Source organism: Halodesulfurarchaeum sp., from assembly GCF_036626455.1.
Taxonomy (GTDB): Archaea; Halobacteriota; Halobacteria; order Halobacteriales; family Halobacteriaceae; genus Halodesulfurarchaeum.
The window spans coordinates 16,956-35,485 of record NZ_JAZKRK010000010.1 but is presented as its reverse complement, the minus strand read 5'-3'; the positions used below and the strand labels follow the sequence as shown (position 1 = coordinate 35,485).

Here is an 18,530-nt window from a genome sequence, read left to right as displayed (position 1 = left end):
GGATCAACGGAGAATATCCAGACTGCCATCGACGGTAGTTTGTGTCCGCGTTGTCGGATTCACTCCCGTCCTGAAGGACGGGATTCTCTTCTCGAAGGAAGATAGTCCCCGAAAGGCCGGCCCCGGAGATCACTTGTGCTGCCGACTGCCCAACCCCGAGTTTTTGTGCGAACCCGACCAAACTGGATTCAATGACTACCATCAAGGACAGCGTCCACGACCACATCGAGGTCCAGGGGGTCGGCGCGGCGCTGCTCGAAACCCCGTCGGTCCAGCGTCTCAGGCGGGTGAACCAACTCGGGACCGCTTCCCTCGTCTATCCTTCAGCGAATCATACCCGGTTCGAACACAGCCTCGGCGTCCACGAGTTGGCCACACGGGCGCTCGAACAGCTCGAGGTTCGAGGGGATGACGCCCGGACGGTTCGAGCGGCAGCCCTCCTCCACGATATCGGCCATACACCGTTCAGCCATAGCATCGAAGAACTGCTGTATCGACACACAAACCGCTATCACGACGACATGTCCCACCTGATCGAAGAGGGGCCGGTCGCCGCCGTTCTCGACGCCCACGACGTCGATCCGGACCGGGTTGCCGCACTGATCGCCGGGAGGGGGCGACTGGGGCAACTCCTCGCAGGTGAACTCGACGTCGACCGGATGGACTACCTCCTCAGAGACGCTCACCACACCGGGGTGCCCTACGGGACGATCGACATCGAACGGCTGCTCCGGGCACTCCAGTTCGTCGATGGGGATCTGGTCCTCGGAGAGGGAAACGTCCAGACCGCAGAGAGTTTGCTGGTCGCACGCGCGCTGATGAATCCAACTGTCTACAATCACCATGTCACCAGAATAAGCAAGGCGATGCTCCAGCGGGCCACGGTGCGACTGCTCGAATCCGGAGCGGCCGATGCTGCGTCGGTCGCCCGAATGGACGATCCAGCCCTGCGGGTCGCGCTTCGGGATGTCGAGGCGGCTGCGCCGCTGGCCGAGCGACTCGCAGACCGTCGGCTCTACAAGCGTGCCATTTGGGCCGAATACGGCGACGTCGGCCGTGACCGTGCAAACGCGTTGCTCGAAGCCGATCCGGAAGCGATTCGAGATACCGAAGCCAACATCGCCCAGGCTGCAGGGATCGGGGCCGACATGGTTCTTCTGGACGTTCAGGGCCCACCAGCAATGCGAGAATCAACCACCAAGGTCACGGTGAACGGCGAAATCCGTGAACTGACCGACCAATCAACGCTCGTCTCCGCACTCGAGCGAGCGCAACTCGAACAGTGGCGCCTGGGGGTGTACTGTCCGTCGGCACACACCGAATCGGTCGGTCAAGCCGCGGAACGCGAACTCGGGCTCGAAATCGAGGGTGGTCGAATTGCCGAAACCGACTCGCCCGGTCGGTACACGTCACTGGCGGATTTCGAGGGTGGGACAGAATGATCATCGAGGGACAGATCGTCACCGGGGCGGATTTCCGGTCACTCGAGGGCCGCGTCGTCGTCGAAGACGGGGAAATCGTCGCGGTCGAAGCGACGCCAGTCGAAAGCGAGGACATCGTCTTCCCCGCCTTCGTCAACGCCCATACCCATGTTGGTGATTCGATCGCAAAGGAGGCAGGTCGTGAGCTCAGCCTCAAATCACTCGTCGCTCCGCCGGATGGGCTCAAACACCAGTTGCTCGCCGAATCGAGTCGCGAGGACCAGATTGCAGCTATGCGCCGATCACTTTCCTTCATGCAATCGGGCGGAACAGCGACGTTCGTCGATTTCCGCGAGGAAGGAATTGCGGGGGTGGCTGCACTCCACGAAGCGGTGGCGGGACTGGATATCAAACCCGTTGCATTCGGTCGAGGAGATCCTACAGTACTGGATGTCGCGGACGGGTTCGGGGCGAGCGGAGCAAATGACGGGGACTTCGCTGCTTCACGAGCGGCCGCCCAGGACGCTGGCAAGCCCTTCGCCATTCACGCCGGAGAGCGGGACGCCTCGGACATCGATGCAGCGCTCGATCTCGAACCGGACCATTTGGTCCATATGGTATATGCCGAATCAGCGCACCTCGAACGAGTCGCGGACATGGACATCCCGATCGTCGTCTCTCCACGGTCAAATCTCGTCACCGAGGTTGGCTTACCCTCGATTTCGGACCTACGAAAATACACGACAGTCGCGCTGGGGACGGACAACGTCATGCTCAACAGTCCCTCGATGTTTCGGGAAATGGAGTTCGTCGCGAAGTGCTGTGAGCTTACCGACCCCGAGGTCCTTGACATGGCGACACGAGCCGGAACGGAAGTTGCCGGACAACAGGGTGGCATCATTGAGGAGGGTGAACCGGCGAGACTCGTCGTCCTCGACGGCGAATCCGATAATCTCGTTGGCGCCAGAGATCCGGTTCGAGCGATTGTCCGCCGAGCCGGTAGAGACGACATCAAACACGTCCAGCTCCCGGCGAACAATTAAAGACCCAAACAGTGTAATTCGGTAACATGGGTCTATACGACCGGATCGTCGTTCCCACGGACGGATCAGCGTCGAGCCGGCCGGCTATCGACCACGCCATCAAACTCGCGACCGTTCACGACGCGACGATTCACGCCCTTTATGTGGTAAACATCGCGAGTTTCTCGGGTGTGCCCACGGAGGGGTCCTGGGAAGGGGTCTCCCAGGCACTGGAACGGGAGGGCCAAGAAGCCCTCGACATAGTCGAGGCAGCCTGCGAAGCTCGTGAGGTCCCAGTTGAACGGCTCCGTCTCGAAGGACGGCCCAGCCAACGGGTCGTAGAATACGCAACCGAAGAAGACGGCGATCTCATCGTCATGGGAACGCATGGTCGTGGAGGGTTGGACCGACTGCTTCTTGGAAGCGTCGCCGAACGGGTCGTCCGCTCGGCTCCGGTACCAGTGATGACCGTTCAGGCAGGCGAAGAGTCGGATTTGACGGCGATGCCTGAGTGAATCACACCTCGCCGAACACCGGTAGTGCGGCCCCACTGGTCGGACCGGTAGCGTCACTACAGAGTGCCAGCATCGTCCGTGCGATATCTGCGGGATCGACCCACTTCTCAACGTCCCCGTTGGGGATCATCTCCCGATTGGCGGGCGTATCGATCACACTCGGCATCACCGCATTGGCCCTGACAGTCCCTAATTGCTCCTCGGCGATTGTTTCGGTCAACAAGCGAACAGCGGCTTTCGACGCCCGATAGGGGCCGTCTCCGTCGCCGCCGGACAGTGAAGCCTTCGCGCTGACGTTGACAATCGCGCCCTCGGTTTCTTTCAGGTGGGAAAGCGCGTGTTTCGAGGTCAAAAACATCGTCTTCAGGTTGACATCAAAAACCATTTCGAACGTCTCGAGGGGGGTCTCTTCGATGGGATCACCGCCGGCCCAGGTACCGGCGATGTTCAACAGGAAATCGATTCGTCCATGATCCTCGATGACATCTTCAACGAGGGACTCGACGGCCGACTCCTCGGTGAGATCCGCCTGGTAGAAGTCAATAGCCGCCGCTGAGAGGCCCGAATCGGTCTCTGATGGTGGCCGACGGTCGGTGCCGGCCACAGTTGCGCCAGCCTCGAGAAACGCCTCGGCGACGTGGCTCCCCAGGCTGCCGGAAACTCCAGTTACCAGCGCGACGCGATCCGAAAAGTCGAAGGTGACGTCCATACGAAATGTTACCGCGTACCAAAGTTATACTCACGGTTCGACGACCAGCTTGCCGAGGAATTGGTCGTCGAGCACCGCCCGCTGGGCGGCAGCTGCATCCGCCAAATCATACGTCCGGGCAATTTCGGGCTGCAGGTCACCCGCGTCCATACGGGTGGCGAGTTGAGAGAGGATTGGCCGATAGCTGGGTGTGTTGAACATACTCATCAACACGAGTTGGAGATCCTTCGCCCGGGCCGCTGCTACGTCCTCGAACCCGGCTGCTGGGTTCGTATTGCCGATGCCGACGACCCGGGTGCCGACATGTCCCACTGTCGCATCGAACTGGAGATAGTCGTCGAGCCGGTGGTCAAGAATGACATCCGGTCGGCCAGCATCGATCACGGCTTCTGCAAGGTCTTCGCGGCGATAATCAAACGTGAGGTCTGTCCCGAGGTCCGCAAGCCGGGCCTGATACTCGGGTCGAGCCGTCGCGATCACCTTAGCCCCGGCTGCTGCTGCGAGTTGGACAGCCACATGGCCCACGCCTCCGGACCCTCCATGGACGAGACAGGTATCGCCCAATGCAAGCCCGCCGTGATCCATGAGAGCCCGCCAACTGGTGACACCGACGAGAGCGACTGCCGCCGCCTCTTGAAAGGAGACCCCATCAGGCAGTTTCGCAAGATTGTCTTCCGGTCCAACGGCGTACTCGGCGTAGGTTCCCTGGCGATTCCGACCGAGTCCAGTTCCGAATACCCGGTCGCCAGGCTCGAGTGACTGGACCCCCGGCCCGACCGCTGTCACCGTCCCTGCAAGGTCGGCACCAGGAATCATCGGCAGCCCAGCCGGGGTATACTCCCCGGTGCGGAAATACGTATCAACTGGGTTGACCGCGGCCGCGTGGACTTCGACGAGAAGTTCGTCCGCACGGGGTTCCGGCCGATCTACCGTCTCAACCGCGAGAACCTCCGTGTCGCCGTATTCGTGATAGCGAACAGCCCGCATACGAAACGAATAGGTCGCTGGCCCGATAAATGCACAGCTCGAATCGGCCCGATGGCGGGGGTTTAAGCGCGCTCCCGCCCCCATTTTGGGCATGCGCATCCACGAGTACCGGGCCAAGGAACGCTTCGCTGCGGCCGGGATTCCGACCCCGCCCTCCACGCCAGTTGCTGACCTTGAATCGGCCCTCGAAGCGGCCCGGGAGCTGGGATTTCCAGTCGCCGTAAAGGCCCAAGTCCCGGTCGGGGGCCGTGGCAATGCTGGAGGTATCGCCATCGTCGAATCGGAATCGGAACTCGAAGCGGCCACAGCGGAGATTCTCGACATGGAACTCGACGGGTACACCGTTGATATCGTCCTGATCGAAGCAGCAATCGACCCACTCCAGGAATTGTATGTGGGCGTCACGATGGACCGTGGAGAAGGGAAGCCGGTCATCATGGCCTCAGCCAAAGGCGGAGTCGATATCGAGACCGTGGCTGCTGAGAGCCCGGCCGCGATCAGCCGAGAACACGTCGACCCCGCGTTTGGTCTGCACCCCTACCAGGCCCGGAACGTCGTCTACCGCGTCGATATCCCTGATGCAGTCGCCTCAGAGGTCGCCGAGGTCCTCCAAACCCTCTATACTGTCTGGGAGTCTCAGGACGCCACGGACGCCGAAATCAACCCGCTCATGGTCACCGAATCGGACGAGGTGATCGCAGCCGATGCCGTCCTGAATATCGACGACGATGCCCTCTTCAGACAGCCTGAGCTGGCCGATATGGACGCTGAAGCGACTGGAGAGGGGGTCGAATCCCTGGCCGCCGACGCGGAGTTCGAATACGTCCGGCTCTCCGGGTCAGTCGGTGTCATCGGGAACGGGGCCGGGTTAGTGATGACGACACTCGATCTTATCGAATACTACGGTGGCTCGCCGGCGAATTTCCTCGACGTTGGTGGCGGTGCTGACGCCGAACGCGTCGGGGCGGCTCTCGACGTGGTCTTTTCGGATCCGAGCGTCGAGGTGGTCCTGATCAACATCTTCGGCGGCATCACTCGGGGTGACGAGGTTGCGGCGGGAATCAACCAGGCGCTCGCAGATTACGATACGGTCCCAAATCCGATCGTGGTCAGGCTGGCGGGCACGAACGCCCCCAGGGGCCGCGATCAATTGACCACCGCCGTCCACACAGAGGAGACCTTCGAAAGGGCAGTCAAACGGGCTGTTGATCTCTCCGCTGGAGGTGGCCAATGAGCATTTTCGTCGACGAGGACACGAGAGTGGTTGTCCAGGGGATCACCGGCTCCCAGGGGGGCTTTCACACTGAGCAAATGATCGAGTACGGGACGAACGTGGTGGCCGGGGCGGTACCAGGTCGTGGTGGACAAACGACTGCCGGCGTCCCGGTCTACGACAGTGTCGAAGAAGCCGTCGAGGTAGAAGACGCGGACGCCTCGGTGGTCTTCGTTCCGCCAGCCTTTGCCGGCGACGCGTTGTTCGAGGCCCTGGATACACCCCTCGACTTGGTGGTTGCGATCACTGAAGGCATTCCGGTCCAGGACGTTTCCAAGGTTTACAAACGCATTCAAGAAGTCCGGACCCAACTGGTCGGTCCGAACTGCCCAGGAGTCATTACACCTGGTGAAAGTAAACTCGGGATTTTGCCCGGAAACATCTTCGAGCCGGGGTCAGTCGGCGTCGTTTCGCGGTCGGGGACCTTGACCTACCAGGTAGTTGAGAACCTGACCGCCGAAGGGTTGGGGCAGTCGACCGCAGTCGGGATCGGTGGGGACCCTATCGTCGGCACGGACTTCCAATCGGTCCTCTCAGCCTTCGAACGCGATCCGGAAACCGACGCTGTCGTCCTGATCGGCGAAATCGGCGGCGAGGACGAGGAGGCTGCAGCGGCCTTCATCGAACAAGAGATGGACACGCCTGTAGTCGGGTTCATTGCCGGTCGAACGGCACCGACAGGGACACGGATGGGCCACGCCGGGGCTATCGTGTCCGGCTCTGGCACGGGAACGGCCGAAAGCAAAATCGAAGCCCTGGAAGCCGCTGGGGCACCAGTAGGCGAGACGCCCACTGAAATAGCGTCGCTGGTTGCAGACCTCGACTGAAGCAGGTATACTCACTCAGCCTGAAAATACACGATTTCGATCGGCCGGTCGAGAACCGGGTCCCGTTCTGCTTTGGCCGAGAGTCGAGTCAATTGGTCAGCACCGTGTGCAGCCGTCGCGGCTAAGACGAGTGCATCCACGATGTCATCTGTTTTCGAAGCACCGATCATCGGGGCATACGACGGTTCGGTAAGTCGGTCGACACCCGCTTCGTAGGCCTCGACCAGATGCGGATCGACAGATTTGAGAACGGCCAAGCGAGCGTCGCGACCCGCTTCGGTGGACTTCGAGGCCTCGATCGGTGTGCCACCGTTGAACCCGGCAAAACACAGCTCCGGATGGGCCTCGAGGATCTGATCGGTCCCGATTTGGGCGGCGAATTCGTGAAGAAAACCGTCGAGTTCCCGAATCCGTGGCACGATCGCCCAGACCTGGTTCTGGACGCTAAATTCGGCCGGGTCTTGCCGGGCTTTGGCCGCTTCAATGTTTGGCGCGTAGATGGCCTCACGGGTAGGGGTAAGGAAAACACTCCCGTGTCGTTGGCCGCCCAATGCATCCTTGACGGCGAGGTCACAGGCCCGCTTTCCCGACTCGCGCAGTCCGATCGGAATATCGATTAATACGAGGTCAGCGTCCCGGTGGCGGCGCCAGAGGTTCAGTATCGTGGGGAAAAACTCAACCGCTGTCGATTCAGCCTCGATACTCGCTGCAACCCACCCGTTTCCGGCCCAGTCGACGCCGACGGCATTCGCCATGGGGTTGGTGTGTCGCCGAGTCACTTAGCAATCGGGATCGTGGGTCGAACGGACTGAACTGGGCGCACTCGGTTCGGAGCAACCGAGCACGGTTTCAATCCGAGAATGAAACCGTCGTCGAGTCGCTCTGTTCGGACTCCGGGGAGCCAGTGGTTCGATCGACTGGGGCGTTGACAAAGAGTGCGTGACCCATCAGGGTAAGTGCAAGGAGTCCACCGATTGCGACAGCGATCTCAATAGGCATGCCAAAGGCGTGCAATCCAGCACCGAAACCCACCAGAACGAGTGGAATGAAGCCGAGAACGTAGTCGTAGTAAGTCGTCATGAAAGTAACCATAATAGCATACCTGAGTGAGCTATTTAATCCCTTTGGCGTGGTTACCCATCGCTTCTCGATAACTTATGAACCCGACTCGTCGACGGTGATTGCTCGCTTGATCTCCAACTCCCAAGCCATGACTCCGGCAAGAACAAGAAGCGGGACCGTACTGATGAGTTGCCCGAACCCACCCGGGACTAACGCGCTCAAAATCACTCCCGCCGGCACGAATCCCACCAAGGACCAGCCAAGTCGGTCCCGGTCAGCTTTGACATACGAATACGCCAGTATTGGCCCGCCAACGAGTAGCAATAACACGCCCCAGAGCGCGAGAGCCAGTCCAGCAAGCCCCGATACCGGACCGACCTGTGTATTCGCCGGGGCAAGCAGTTCGGGGCCATAGAGGCCAGCGATCAACGAGCTAGCGCCCACGATCGAAAGCACACCAGCCACCCTGAAGACCCGGTTCGCTGCCCAATCCCGGTACACAAGTGCTCCGAGGCCACAGATAAGTCCGATCGTTCCAACCAAAGCAAGCATGGGCATCAATTCCCGTTCGATCCAGATCGGACTGAATACCGCCGGGTTGAACACGTAGGAATCCCCATGGGCATACCCATACCAGGCAGGGGGGATCCTCGAGACGACATACAAGACCCCTCCAAGGAGACTGCAGCCCGCCGTCAGCCGACGCCACTGTTCGAACACGTCAGTCACCTCCCGAAACCGCAAGCGTTTGGCCGCCTCTGGTCGTCAGTACGAGGACACCGTCCAGAACTGCTGGCGGATTCAACCAGGTGTCAGATCGGCTTCCGCTTGTGATACCCCAGGGGACTGAACCCACATTTGCCGAAAAGGCGGCCACGCTCCGTTCCGAGCCGGGTCCCTCGTCCAGCGAAAGGAGGCCAAGAGCCCAGTCCTCGGTCGCGGCGTTGACTGTCCCGTCACCGATATACGAGCACCAACGCGGTTCCACTCCAGTGTCTGTTCGTGAGAGTGCAAAGGAAGCGGCCCCGGCTTCCGGGGGTTGTTCGACGACGTAGACCGTTTCCGGAGTGAGGACAAGCGACTGGAATTGCATATACTCTCCCCGAGAGTACGAAAACCGGTCCGTTCCGTCACTCAGATCGAGTAACGCGAGCCCGTCATCCGTGCCGACAAAACAGGTCGCTCCATCGATGACCGGAGCGGACTCGGCTCTGAACGAACGGGTCCAGCGCCGGTCACCGGTTTCGATGTTATATGCTCGAAGGCCCCTGTCACTCCGCACCACGACCGTGTTGCTTCCGGCAGCCGGTTGGCGCCGGCCGGTCCCACGAGAAGCGGCGACCTCCCACCGTTCGGTCCCATCCAATTGGAAGGCCCGGACAGAGCGTTCGCCCTGTGCGATCACGGTTCCATCAATAATCGTGGGTGGAGCCACCGCGGAGAAGTCCCGCGCTTCCCAGAGAACTGTGCCGTCTGTCCGGTCGAGGGCCACAAGCCCCGACTCGAGGCCGACGAAAACCCGGCCCTCGGGTCCGATTCGCGGAGCGATGGTTTCGGGCCGATAGGTTCCATAGCGCTCGGTTTCAGTCACGGAATGTGGCCCACTCACCCAATCGAGGACGCCCGTGCGGAGCGAGAGCGCATGGACACCCTCCGGATCCGCCACAAACACCCGGTCTGAACCAACGACTGGTGCACTTGCGTCAACGCCAACACCGTCCTCCGTCGGAATGTCGAGTTGTGTCCGCCACCTGACGGCGAGGTCGCTCTCGGGCAATTGACCGGTCGCAAAGCCCGTGTTCGCCGCATCGCCGGTTTCCGTCGGCCAGGTTCCCGCCGGAACAGTATCAAAGCCACCGATCGGTTCCTCGTCAAACGAGAGGGTTTCGTCTGCACTCGGTCGGCCCGAATCCGGACACGAAGAGGAACACCCGGCAAGCCCAATGAGGCCGCCCACAGACGCCATTCCAGCAACACTCGAGAGGAAATCCCGGCGAGAGCGATTCATGACTAATCAGTTTCGGAGCAGCCTGCAAATAGGTATTGGAGGGTTCAATCCCGACTTGACACTTCGAATCTCGGTCCCGATGCAAAGGTTTGAGACCGTTCGGGAAAATAGTACGAACGGAATTACTCGTGAGCGACTCCGACTCCGAAACACTGGCCCATATGGAGCAAATGCCCTCAGGGGACGTGCTCGATTCGCTCATCGAGAGCGGATTACACGAGATGGAACGCGAACGGTCAGGACTGCTACTCTCGGGCTTTTCGGCCGGGCTCGACATCGGCTTTGGACCCCTGTTGATGGCGGTTTTACTGACGTTGTCCGAAGGAACCTTCGGGGACCTCTCGACTGAAATCCTGTTGGCTACCGCGTATTCGGTGGGGTTTCTGTTCGTCATTCTGGGTCGCTCGGAACTGTTTACCGAGCACACCACCCTTGCGGTGATCCCGGTTCTGGATGGCCAGGCCTCGTTCGGGCAACTGGGACGCCTGTGGGGACTGGTGTACGCCGGTAACCTGGTGGGCGGAGCCGTTTTTACCTTCCTTGCCGTCCTCCTGATGCCAGGGTTGGGTGTAGTTTCTCCGGAAGCGTTCGAAACGATCGCCTACAAACTCGTCAGTCACGACCTGTCCTGGCTGTTCATTGCCGGCATCTTCGCTGGCTGGTTGATGGGGCTTATGGCCTGGCTGATCACCGCCGCCCAGGAAACGATGAGTCGAATCGTCATCATCTGGATCGTCGCCGCCACGATCGGCATCCTCCATCTCCCACACTCGATCGCCGGGAACGTTGAGGTTCTTTTCGGGTTGTTCATGTCGCCAGCAATAACGCTCGCGGATTATCTAGCCTTCCAGATACTGGCAACAATTGGCAATGCGGTCGGGGGTGCGATATTCGTGGCCGTCCTCAAATATGGCCACGTCGTTCGTGGCGCCCAATAGGGAGCATGCAGGCTTCAGGTTTGTGAATTACCTTAGCCGGTAACCGTCGTCTCGTTCCCCTGGGCCTCCTCGGCTGCGGGGTCGACAATCTGTGTATTCTGGCCGCGTTCGACTGGAATCCGTTCGACCACGTTCCCCTCCTCGTCAGTAATGAGGACGTAATAGATGACGTCTTTGTCCTCCTCTTCCTCGTCGACGGGTTGCAGATCGTCATCTGACACCGTTCCGTTGATGAACGACCGAACTGCAGCATCATCCCGGATCTCGAGGGTGCGACTGGTATCAGCGTTGACGAACACGTTCCGCGTGACATCAGTGAAGTCGGTCGGTGAAACTTTGATATGCCACCACAGTTCGCCGTCGATCGTTACTGGAACCGGTTCAGTGACGACGAAGTTCTGTCCCCAGTTCGTTCGCGAATCCGACGAGCGGGCGATTCCCATGGCGCGTTCCGGGCCGGTCAACGTCTCGGCGTCGGTCCCGAAGAACGTGTACTCGCCTGTTTCCGCGTCGACAAACCACACCTCATCGAGCCCTCTGGTGTCCTCACCATACGGCTCGAGTGCGGTTACGTAGGAGATTCGTTCTCCTTCCAGATCGATCACGAACGGCTGGGCGTTGTCCACGCCCGAGGGAAGACGAGCCATCTCGACCTCACCCTCGTGAGCGCCAACGATCGAGAATTGGTTGATGATCCCGTTTCTGAACCCAAGTGAGCCCATCTCAGCTCTGGTAACTGTAACCGGATAGAGCCGTTGGCCCTCCAGCACCGGATGTGCCTGGGCCTCCGCGGGGCTCAAATGTTCGATCTTCCCGTCAGGATGGACGAGTGCCCCGCCGATCCATTTCGGTGTGGTATGCGGGAAGGGGGCCAGATGCCAATCGTGTCCCGTTTTCGGGTAGTACATGTACGGGTCCCCGTCGTGGCTGAATTCGACCGGCCTGTCGTCGTATTTGGCAATGTAATCAGTCTTCTTGAGGTTCCAGTCGGCCGAGCGATGGAGCAACATCCCTTCGCCGAATTTGAAGTCTTCCTCGTAGACCTGAATCTGACGATCATCCATTCGAGTCATGTCGGTGACGAGTACACCCCGTTGGTGCTCGATCAGCATATTCCGAAAGCCATCCGGTTGAATCGCATAGGACCAGGCCAACGCCCCATTCTCCATCCTGGCAATGTCACTCGGCCCAAGCCGGTGTTGGCGATACGAAACCGAGCCGCGAGTCGTAATATCTGCCACCTGTCGAGGGACCACCCGTGGGTTCGCCGGGTTCGCCTGTGGGAATTCCGCGACCTCATCTGCCTCGACCATCGTCTGTTCGGCCAACGTTCGTTGTTCAAGGAGTCCGGACGGAATCCCGACAAGAATCGACAACACGAACAATACCCCGACGATGCCAAGTAACAATCGAACCTTTCGGTTTCCGGCGCCCTCGGACTCGAAAATCACCTCGAATACCGATTGAGGAGTATCAGAACCGCGATTGGCGGCCCGAGATGGTGTCTCTTTCTCCGACAGGGGCGGCATGAACCAGAGGATGACCGCCGCAAGTACCGTCCCACCTCCCAGGACGGCCATCCCTGGTGAAAACAGCATTCCATAGACGTACCCATGCCAGAGTGGTCGAGTGAAGTACGCAAAGAGCAACAGAACGCCGAAGGGCACGAATCGCCTGGCAAAATGCAGGGCGACAGCCGATCCATCCGAACCGGAGCCCGAGTCATCAGTCGATCCCTCGTCTGTTCGTTTCGGGGGATGGGAGTCGCTCATTATATGCATGACGGGATGGGGACGAATAAACTGTCGCCTGCCCGAGGAGCACTGCCGATTGTTACACCTCGGACCCCGAACTGCCCCCGGCTCAAATAGGTAGGGCCCTGCCCCACCCACCTCAATGCATGGAATATACGACACTCGGTACCACGGGCCTCCAGGTGAGCCGAATCGGATTGGGTTGTATGAGTTTCGGGTCGAGTGATTGGCGCGACTGGGTCCTCGACGAGGCTGAAAGCAGAGAAATCATCGAACGAGCCATCGAACTCGGGGTCATTCCTGTTCGGGATTTCCGGTCACAAGTCCGACACGGTTGGAAATCCGGTCACGACTGTTCCGGGCGGACAACAGCCTCACAGGTCGGACACTCTGCGTAGTATTCGGTGCTGCCGCCGCGTTCGTAACTGATCAGCACGTCGTGTTGGCCGAGAGATTCGGTACAGTGCGGACATCGTCCAACGCGTGAAGTTTGACTTGACATACCTTCAAATCGGGAACGGAGAGGTGTGACACGAGGACCAGGGGCCCTCTACACGTGATAAGGTGCGAGGGGCCCATAATTGTATCCCATGCACGGTGAAAGTGAAATCGGCAGCGGCAGCCGAAATGCGGGTCAAGTAGTGGATGACAGGTCCGGGCGAGTTTTCCAGAGCAAAATTGTGGGGCAGGGTTTGGAACCGAGGAAAGTTACTCGGTGAAAACAAGGGCCACATCCCGGTCCTCGGTAAAATGGCCATTGCGGTGTTTCGAGGAGGCCTAACTGAATCTAGGACCGGACTCATGTGCACACGCAGACAAATTGTGCCTCAGTGACTGGTCACTAGTGTTTTACTTTACTGCAGCGACGCTTTCGGTCAATAGCTCCGCGCCGAGTGTGATCTCCCGCTCCGTTACGTCCAGTGGCGGAAGCATCCGGATCGTCCGGGTTCCACACCCCATAATCAGAAAGCCCCGTGAAAATGCCGCTTCCTGCACTGCATCCCGGAGCTCCGTGCTCTCGAATTCGACTGCGAGCATCAATCCGATTCCCCGAACATCAGTGACACCGGGGAGCTCCGCGTCGGCCAGTTCCTCCTTCATCTGCCGGCCCCGGGCAGTCCCGTTGTCGAGGAGGTTGAACTCCTCGATGGCGTCGATCGTGAACACGGCCTGCGCAGAAGACAGAATATCGCCGGCACCCCAGGTCGAAGAGAGTCGGCTCTCCTCGTCGGGGAACACCTCTTCGCGGGAGATGGTCGCGCCGACCCGGGCCGACTTTGCGGTCGCAATGACGTCCGGTTCGATGGGGTAGTGATCCGAGGCCCACCACTCGCCGGTCCGGCCTATCCCTGACTGGACCTCGTCCACGACGAGCGGGATCCCTGTTTCATCACAGATATCCGCGATTTCCTGCATGAATGCCTCGCTCGGGAAGCGGTACCCACCTTCGCCCTGAATCGGTTCTATCACCAGTGCGGCGACTTCGTCGCTGTTTACGTAGGCCGATTTCTCGACGAGCATCTTTCGGAGGGAGGACGTATCGTCGAAGAAAAAGCCACACTCACAGCTCTCGGAGGTACAGGAGGCATTGGTACAGAATGGCATGTCCTCCACCCCCGAAATCTCGGGGAACTGTCTGCGGTAGATCTCCTTCGAACGGTTCAGGGAAAGCGTGCCGAGTGTTCGCCCGTGGAAGCCGCCCTCGAAGGTGATGGTATACTTCCCATGAGTGTGATCGAAGCTGATCTTCAGTGCGTTCTCGACGGCCTCCGCACCGGTGTTCGAGAGAAAGACGGTATCCATCTCGTACTGGCTGGAGATGTCGGTCAGCCGGTCCATCAGGTCCGCCGGGCCGGGGAGGGCCGCGTCTTCGAGCACCTCAGCGGCGGGAAGATAAAAGTCCTGTCCGGCGATTTTCAGCGGATCAACCAGATCGAACTCCGCAAGTGGGTCGAGAATCTTTGGGTTGTTGTAACCGAGTGGCATCGAACCGACGTGGGCGGTAAAGTCCATCACCACGTTGCCGTCGACGTCGGTACAGAACGGTCCGATCGCGGGTTCGGAGTGATCCCAGACGAACTCGTAGACGTAGGTGCTCGGCGCTGCATGGACGTGGTGGTACTCGACGACATCCTGCCCCCGATCGCCTGGGAGATCCGTTACCTGTGGCTCGACGCGGTCTCGCTGCATACCCTAGCTTCGAATACCGATGAGAAAGTTGGTTCGGTACTTTACGGACGAGTCGATACAGCGATACCGGGACGACTCAAATATTCACGTATTATATGGTTTCACTACGGGTGTCTGCCACTACTCTGGAGTAACTGCTGGCAGGAACGATTTACCTTGCAGTCGGACAGTCTGCGGGAAATGGCCGGTGACGTGATTTTCAAGCGCAAGCCTCACCCTTCAGGGCGGGGAGGATGTCAATCTTTGTGATTGGAGCCCAGCGGGAGATTGCTGTCAGCCATTGCGGGTTTACCATTCATCTCAGAAGTCCGAACCGACCCGGATTTTGTGAATAGAACCATGCTGAACTCATTGTGTATATTCAGCACCGTGAGCTGAACCTACTCCTGTGTTACCAATAGATGAGTGCTGAATAGAAGACGCATATTCAACAAAAAGTGAGATCTCGAATTTTGGGAATGATTTGAGTATTATATTACGAAAATGGGGGATTGATGGACGGATAGCGTAAATTGCGCATGAGTTTTCCTTTTGCCTATCTATCGTGCGGGCAAACGATTTCCATAGCAACCTATCCTTTGTCCAATAAGATTACACCGCCAATGACGATCACAACAACCAACACCACAACACCCAAAACATACCATGGAAGCGTCCCCAGCAACCCTCCTGAAGAACCCATGTCGGGCTCGTAGGTCAGGGACTTCACACTCATCTGACCATCCGAATAATGAACGGGTTGGATCTCAAGATAGACCCCTTCTTCGACTGTTTGGACATCGAACTCCTCTTCTTCGCCAGCCCAGGTCACTTGAAGCTCGGTTTCTGGGTCTTCAACATTCCACTCTTCGAGAAGTTCGTCTGGAAGATAGGCCTGGTAATACCCGGAGTGGTCGGTTCCGTCAACGGTTCGACCAGGTGCGGCCATGTATATTGAGAGTTCACCTTCCTCCATTTCGGGAAGGCTGAAGACTTGTGCATTTGTCGTCACACTCATTCCTCTCAAATAATCGGCGGCTATACTCAATTGATCAGTATCCCACAACCAAAATTCCACAACCGAATCGTACGCTTCGTCGGCCACGTCCTGCTCCTCGCTGGGCCAATTGGTGCTATCTGCATCGCCGAACCCGGCGCGTATCTCGTCGATTTTCTGAATTTCCGTGGCTTTCGTCTCTATCTCAACGACAGTTGTCTCTTCTCCACTCTCAACGACTTCCCAATTGGCGTCCCTGGCAGCCCACAAGAGACTATTCGGCTCGAAGGAATCAAGTTCGAGTGTGATGCGGAACTCCGTGGTATCATCAACACCCAATTCCGAAATGTCGTGTAGTTCTTTATCTACTCCGAAATCATCAACTTGGTCGCGACTAATCGGATCAGCCCCCTCAGGTTTAAGGCTGATAATCATCGCTCCTTCATAGTAAATCGAATCGACGCTAATCGAATCCATCTCGGGTTCCGTCCCACCTATGTGTTCTACGTCCGCCGAGACGACTTCCGGCGCAACAAGGCTGTATCCGGCTTCCGTTCGCTCACCTTCCGTCACTGATAACTGAATGTCGGTTTCCGGCAATGCCGTGTATGCGAATGCCGTCCCGGTGTACTCCCCTTGTGCAAGGTGAGCTCTGACGACTCCGTCATCGTCTGCTCGTAGATTATACTTGATGTCATTCGTGTCGGTGACTTCGAGGGATCCATCAGGGAGCGGTTCTCCGTCTTGATCGGAGAGAGTAACCGCTACTTCGCCACCCTCCGACAGTTCGACAACGTAAGGATTCTCCGAATTGAGGTGGTTATTTGGGTCGATTTCCTCCAACGGGATTACAGGATCAGCGTAGCCGTCGACGGTAACACGGAGATAATGATTCGTTCGGTGACCCATTGTCCAGACTCCATCTTCAGTTGGTGGAGATCTGCTGGTGGTGACTTGCTTTCCGTCGCCGACAAACACGTCGATATCAGGGCCAAACGGAGGCGAACGCCTAGTGTAGTAATCTTTCCAGTTGTCACGTTCAGTGTTCGGTGTAAGTCGTTCACCTTGTGGGTTCTCGACAACAACGTAAAACGGGACTTCCCAAAGGTACGTATCGATGTACCCTGCTGCTTCTCCTTCCGAGTCCTCGATCAAATACTGTATATCTCGGTTCACGTCATTCCCTTCTTCGTACACACCAGTTGCGTCAAAATTAATCGTTAACTGTATTTCGCCCGATTCAGGCCCGCCGTCTCCCGCTATCTGCAAGTCGAATCCGTCGTCGGTCGGTGTTGCATCGACTTCCCAGGCCGACGATGTTGCAGAAACCGATGTGACTTCCATCCCAGATGGCAACCGCCCCTCACCAAACAGTTTAGCGGATAATTCTACGTTAGTCCGTTCGACACCATCTTCAAATTCACCGTTCAACGTGACCTTTTGGGTTGGTTTCGGTTCCGCTGGAACGCCTGCCGGCACCCCTTGTGTTCTCTGCAATGCGATCATCTCGGAAGTGACAAACTCCTCTCTCCCACTTTTCACTTCCGCAAGATTGGTGAATTGAACTTGCGTGTCCGCCGCAACAGACTGATCGCGATAAGTCAACTGGATCTCTAGCATGTGCGTGTCCCCCTCTTCTAGTTCTTCTATAGTCTCGTCCAGAAGGATTCGGACAGTCGGATCCACTGCTTCCGTCTCGCGAGTGACTTCTCCATCGATCAAGACTTTCCAAGTGTACCCGTCCTCAAATGTCTCTACGCCACCCATTGTCGCTTCAAACTCACCACCTTCGACAAGTTCAACATTGTTCACTTGTCCTGCGTCCTGTCCGTTTACTGTTTCAATTGAAATGGAGTCAGGGAGATTCACGGACTGTTCACCACTTCCGTCATCAATATTTTGGAAGCGGACTGTCGTTTCCGCAGCGACAGATTTCTCCCGTTGACTCAATCGAATTTCCACGGTATGTTCGGAACCTTCCTCAAATTCTTGTAATTCTTCAGGTTGGAAACGAACCGTGATTGTCGAATCATCTGCAATCTTTTCACTGTTACGTTCACCATCAATGAATATAGTCCAGCTGTACCGTTCCCCGAATTCTTCAACACCACCGACAGTAACATCAAATTCACGCGGCCCCCCAAGATCGACATCGTTCACTTGGCCCGCGTCCTCACTGTTTACGGTTTCAATTGTAATATCGTTCGGAAACGCTGTTTCTTGTGCCCCTACCCCGCCTACCGCGACCATCGACAAGATCATCAGACCCACCAAAAACACCGCCGGTTCGGTAATCAGGCCGGACCACGGTTGTTTCATTCTACATTGAATGTTTTCGCGATCCCATTAGTATTTATGTATGTATGATGACCCTGGTAACGGTCGTCTTCTGTCAGCTGCACAAAACGGTCACTGATAATCTGCAGTCATTCGGGACCAGGCCCGAACTAATCGACCGAATGGAGACGGCCGAAGACACAATTCGCTTCAGAATTATCGATGAGAATCCATACATAGCGGAGCTTGGGCAACATAATCTTCATGGGGAAACCAAACTCGACAGTCTGCATCATGGTAGCGGGCTCGGCTTGTGACATATCAAACTTGTTATTTATCACTCCAGGGACGCTCCGTTTCGAGGTAAACGTACCGCATGATATTATCGTGACGATGGACCTCAATCGTCGCTAAACCATTGAGAGTACTGGTTACACTCTTGCAGAATAGAAGGTCTGTATCTTCCAGCCTGTTTTGATTACTATCTGAATAGGCACCAGATCCCCGTGCTGAATAGAAGGCGCATATCGCTCATTTGGTTACCACAACAAACTGACTCACAGTTGATTTC

16 protein-coding genes and 1 pseudogene are annotated in these 18,530 nt (G+C 57.7%); 7 read left to right on the top strand and 10 right to left on the bottom strand.

The features are described from left to right. Positions 1-191 precede the first annotated feature (191 nt). The 3 genes from V5A26_RS04915 to V5A26_RS04905 are packed head-to-tail and all read left to right on the top strand — an operon-like array spanning position 192 to position 2,958. Positions 192-1,442 (top strand): HD domain-containing protein, encoded by a 1,251-nt coding sequence (locus tag V5A26_RS04915; RefSeq protein ID WP_332321566.1) that lies wholly within the window; start codon positions 192-194, stop codon positions 1,440-1,442. Beyond that, positions 1,439-2,464 (top strand): amidohydrolase family protein, encoded by a 1,026-nt coding sequence (locus V5A26_RS04910; RefSeq protein WP_332321565.1) that lies wholly within the window; start codon positions 1,439-1,441, stop codon positions 2,462-2,464. The genes V5A26_RS04915 and V5A26_RS04910 overlap by 4 nt, the downstream gene beginning before the upstream one ends. 26 nt (positions 2,465-2,490) lie before the next feature. Continuing rightward, positions 2,491-2,958, top strand: a complete 468-nt coding sequence (locus V5A26_RS04905) for a universal stress protein (protein ID WP_332321564.1) — start codon at positions 2,491-2,493, stop codon at positions 2,956-2,958. Position 2,959: 1 nt separating this feature from the next. Here V5A26_RS04905 and V5A26_RS04900 read toward each other — a convergent pair whose 3' ends face one another. Beyond that, positions 2,960-3,667, bottom strand: coding sequence for an SDR family oxidoreductase (locus V5A26_RS04900; RefSeq protein ID WP_332321563.1), 708 nt, complete (start codon positions 3,665-3,667; stop codon positions 2,960-2,962). A gap of 30 nt (positions 3,668-3,697) precedes the next feature. Further along, on the bottom strand, positions 3,698-4,654 hold the full coding sequence (locus tag V5A26_RS04895) for an NADPH:quinone reductase (RefSeq protein ID WP_332322250.1): 957 nt from the start codon (positions 4,652-4,654) through the stop codon (positions 3,698-3,700). A gap of 91 nt (positions 4,655-4,745) precedes the next feature. On the opposite strand from V5A26_RS04895, the gene sucC reads away from it, so the two are divergent. Together sucC and sucD are read left to right on the top strand one after the other, a co-directional pair. Next, positions 4,746-5,888, top strand: a complete 1,143-nt coding sequence (sucC, locus tag V5A26_RS04890) for an ADP-forming succinate--CoA ligase subunit beta (RefSeq protein ID WP_332321561.1) — start codon at positions 4,746-4,748, stop codon at positions 5,886-5,888. Further along, complete coding sequence (sucD, locus tag V5A26_RS04885; RefSeq protein WP_332321560.1) at positions 5,885-6,754, top strand: succinate--CoA ligase subunit alpha; 870 nt, start codon at positions 5,885-5,887, stop codon at positions 6,752-6,754. The genes sucC and sucD overlap by 4 nt, the downstream gene beginning before the upstream one ends. Positions 6,755-6,765: 11 nt before the next feature. On the opposite strand, the gene V5A26_RS04880 is transcribed toward sucD, so the two are convergent. From V5A26_RS04880 to V5A26_RS04865, 4 genes are all read right to left on the bottom strand, one after another. After that, positions 6,766-7,509 carry a DUF429 domain-containing protein gene (locus V5A26_RS04880; protein ID WP_332321559.1) on the bottom strand — a complete coding sequence of 248 codons (744 nt, stop codon included), beginning with the start codon at positions 7,507-7,509 and terminating at the stop codon, positions 6,766-6,768. Between the two features lie 94 nt (positions 7,510-7,603). Then, positions 7,604-7,846 carry a hypothetical protein gene (locus V5A26_RS04875; RefSeq protein WP_332321558.1) on the bottom strand — a complete coding sequence of 81 codons (243 nt, stop codon included), beginning with the start codon at positions 7,844-7,846 and terminating at the stop codon, positions 7,604-7,606. A 63-nt stretch (positions 7,847-7,909) separates the two neighbouring features. Next, entirely contained in the window at positions 7,910-8,536 is a 627-nt protein-coding gene (locus V5A26_RS04870) for a hypothetical protein (protein WP_332321557.1), read from the bottom strand. 1 nt (position 8,537) lies between these two features. Continuing rightward, the gene (locus V5A26_RS04865) at positions 8,538-9,824 is read right to left on the bottom strand and encodes an outer membrane protein assembly factor BamB family protein (protein ID WP_332321556.1); all 1,287 of its coding nucleotides are present in this window, start codon (positions 9,822-9,824) and stop codon (positions 8,538-8,540) included. Positions 9,825-9,985: 161 nt separating this feature from the next. Between V5A26_RS04865 and V5A26_RS04860 the strand changes: the two genes are divergently transcribed. Next, entirely contained in the window at positions 9,986-10,762 is a 777-nt protein-coding gene (locus V5A26_RS04860) for a formate/nitrite transporter family protein (RefSeq protein WP_442908753.1), read from the top strand. A 32-nt stretch (positions 10,763-10,794) separates the two neighbouring features. On the opposite strand, the gene V5A26_RS04855 is transcribed toward V5A26_RS04860, so the two are convergent. Further along, a complete protein-coding gene (locus tag V5A26_RS04855; RefSeq protein ID WP_332321554.1) occupies positions 10,795-12,534 on the bottom strand; it encodes a hypothetical protein in 1,740 nt (579 codons plus the stop codon). A gap of 128 nt (positions 12,535-12,662) precedes the next feature. Here V5A26_RS04855 and V5A26_RS04850 point away from each other — a divergent pair. Then, positions 12,663-12,812 (top strand): annotated as a pseudogene (locus tag V5A26_RS04850) (aldo/keto reductase); the annotation flags it as partial. Between the two features lie 50 nt (positions 12,813-12,862). Here V5A26_RS04850 and V5A26_RS11410 read toward each other — a convergent pair. From V5A26_RS11410 to V5A26_RS04840, 3 genes are all read right to left on the bottom strand, one after another. Then, positions 12,863-13,018, bottom strand: a complete 156-nt coding sequence (locus V5A26_RS11410) for a DUF7837 family putative zinc-binding protein (protein ID WP_442908751.1) — start codon at positions 13,016-13,018, stop codon at positions 12,863-12,865. 347 nt (positions 13,019-13,365) lie between these two features. Then, the gene (locus V5A26_RS04845; RefSeq protein WP_332321553.1) at positions 13,366-14,706 is read right to left on the bottom strand and encodes a class-III pyridoxal-phosphate-dependent aminotransferase; all 1,341 of its coding nucleotides are present in this window, start codon (positions 14,704-14,706) and stop codon (positions 13,366-13,368) included. A 571-nt stretch (positions 14,707-15,277) separates the two neighbouring features. After that, positions 15,278-18,001, bottom strand: coding sequence for a hypothetical protein (locus V5A26_RS04840; RefSeq protein ID WP_332322249.1), 2,724 nt, complete (start codon positions 17,999-18,001; stop codon positions 15,278-15,280). Between the last annotated feature and the right edge of the window lie 529 nt (positions 18,002-18,530).

What these genes read in the sequence shown, in the direction of transcription:
- V5A26_RS04875 (WP_332321558.1), bottom strand. Translation starts at nt 7,846, where the DNA reads ATGGTTACTTTCATGACGACTTACTACGACTACGTTCTCGGCTTCATT.
- V5A26_RS04910 (WP_332321565.1), top strand. Translation starts at nt 1,439, where the DNA reads ATGATCATCGAGGGACAGATCGTCACCGGGGCGGATTTCCGGTCACTC.
- sucD (WP_332321560.1), top strand. Translation starts at nt 5,885, where the DNA reads ATGAGCATTTTCGTCGACGAGGACACGAGAGTGGTTGTCCAGGGGATC.
- V5A26_RS11410 (WP_442908751.1), bottom strand. Translation starts at nt 13,018, where the DNA reads ATGTCAAGTCAAACTTCACGCGTTGGACGATGTCCGCACTGTACCGAA.
- V5A26_RS04855 (WP_332321554.1), bottom strand. Translation starts at nt 12,534, where the DNA reads ATGAGCGACTCCCATCCCCCGAAACGAACAGACGAGGGATCGACTGAT.
- V5A26_RS04860 (WP_442908753.1), top strand. Translation starts at nt 9,986, where the DNA reads ATGGAGCAAATGCCCTCAGGGGACGTGCTCGATTCGCTCATCGAGAGC.
- V5A26_RS04895 (WP_332322250.1), bottom strand. Translation starts at nt 4,654, where the DNA reads ATGCGGGCTGTTCGCTATCACGAATACGGCGACACGGAGGTTCTCGCG.
- V5A26_RS04880 (WP_332321559.1), bottom strand. Translation starts at nt 7,509, where the DNA reads ATGGCGAATGCCGTCGGCGTCGACTGGGCCGGAAACGGGTGGGTTGCA.
- V5A26_RS04865 (WP_332321556.1), bottom strand. Translation starts at nt 9,824, where the DNA reads ATGAATCGCTCTCGCCGGGATTTCCTCTCGAGTGTTGCTGGAATGGCG.
- V5A26_RS04905 (WP_332321564.1), top strand. Translation starts at nt 2,491, where the DNA reads ATGGGTCTATACGACCGGATCGTCGTTCCCACGGACGGATCAGCGTCG.
- V5A26_RS04900 (WP_332321563.1), bottom strand. Translation starts at nt 3,667, where the DNA reads ATGGACGTCACCTTCGACTTTTCGGATCGCGTCGCGCTGGTAACTGGA.
- V5A26_RS04845 (WP_332321553.1), bottom strand. Translation starts at nt 14,706, where the DNA reads ATGCAGCGAGACCGCGTCGAGCCACAGGTAACGGATCTCCCAGGCGAT.
- V5A26_RS04915 (WP_332321566.1), top strand. Translation starts at nt 192, where the DNA reads ATGACTACCATCAAGGACAGCGTCCACGACCACATCGAGGTCCAGGGG.
- sucC (WP_332321561.1), top strand. Translation starts at nt 4,746, where the DNA reads ATGCGCATCCACGAGTACCGGGCCAAGGAACGCTTCGCTGCGGCCGGG.
- V5A26_RS04840 (WP_332322249.1), bottom strand. Translation starts at nt 18,001, where the DNA reads ATGAAACAACCGTGGTCCGGCCTGATTACCGAACCGGCGGTGTTTTTG.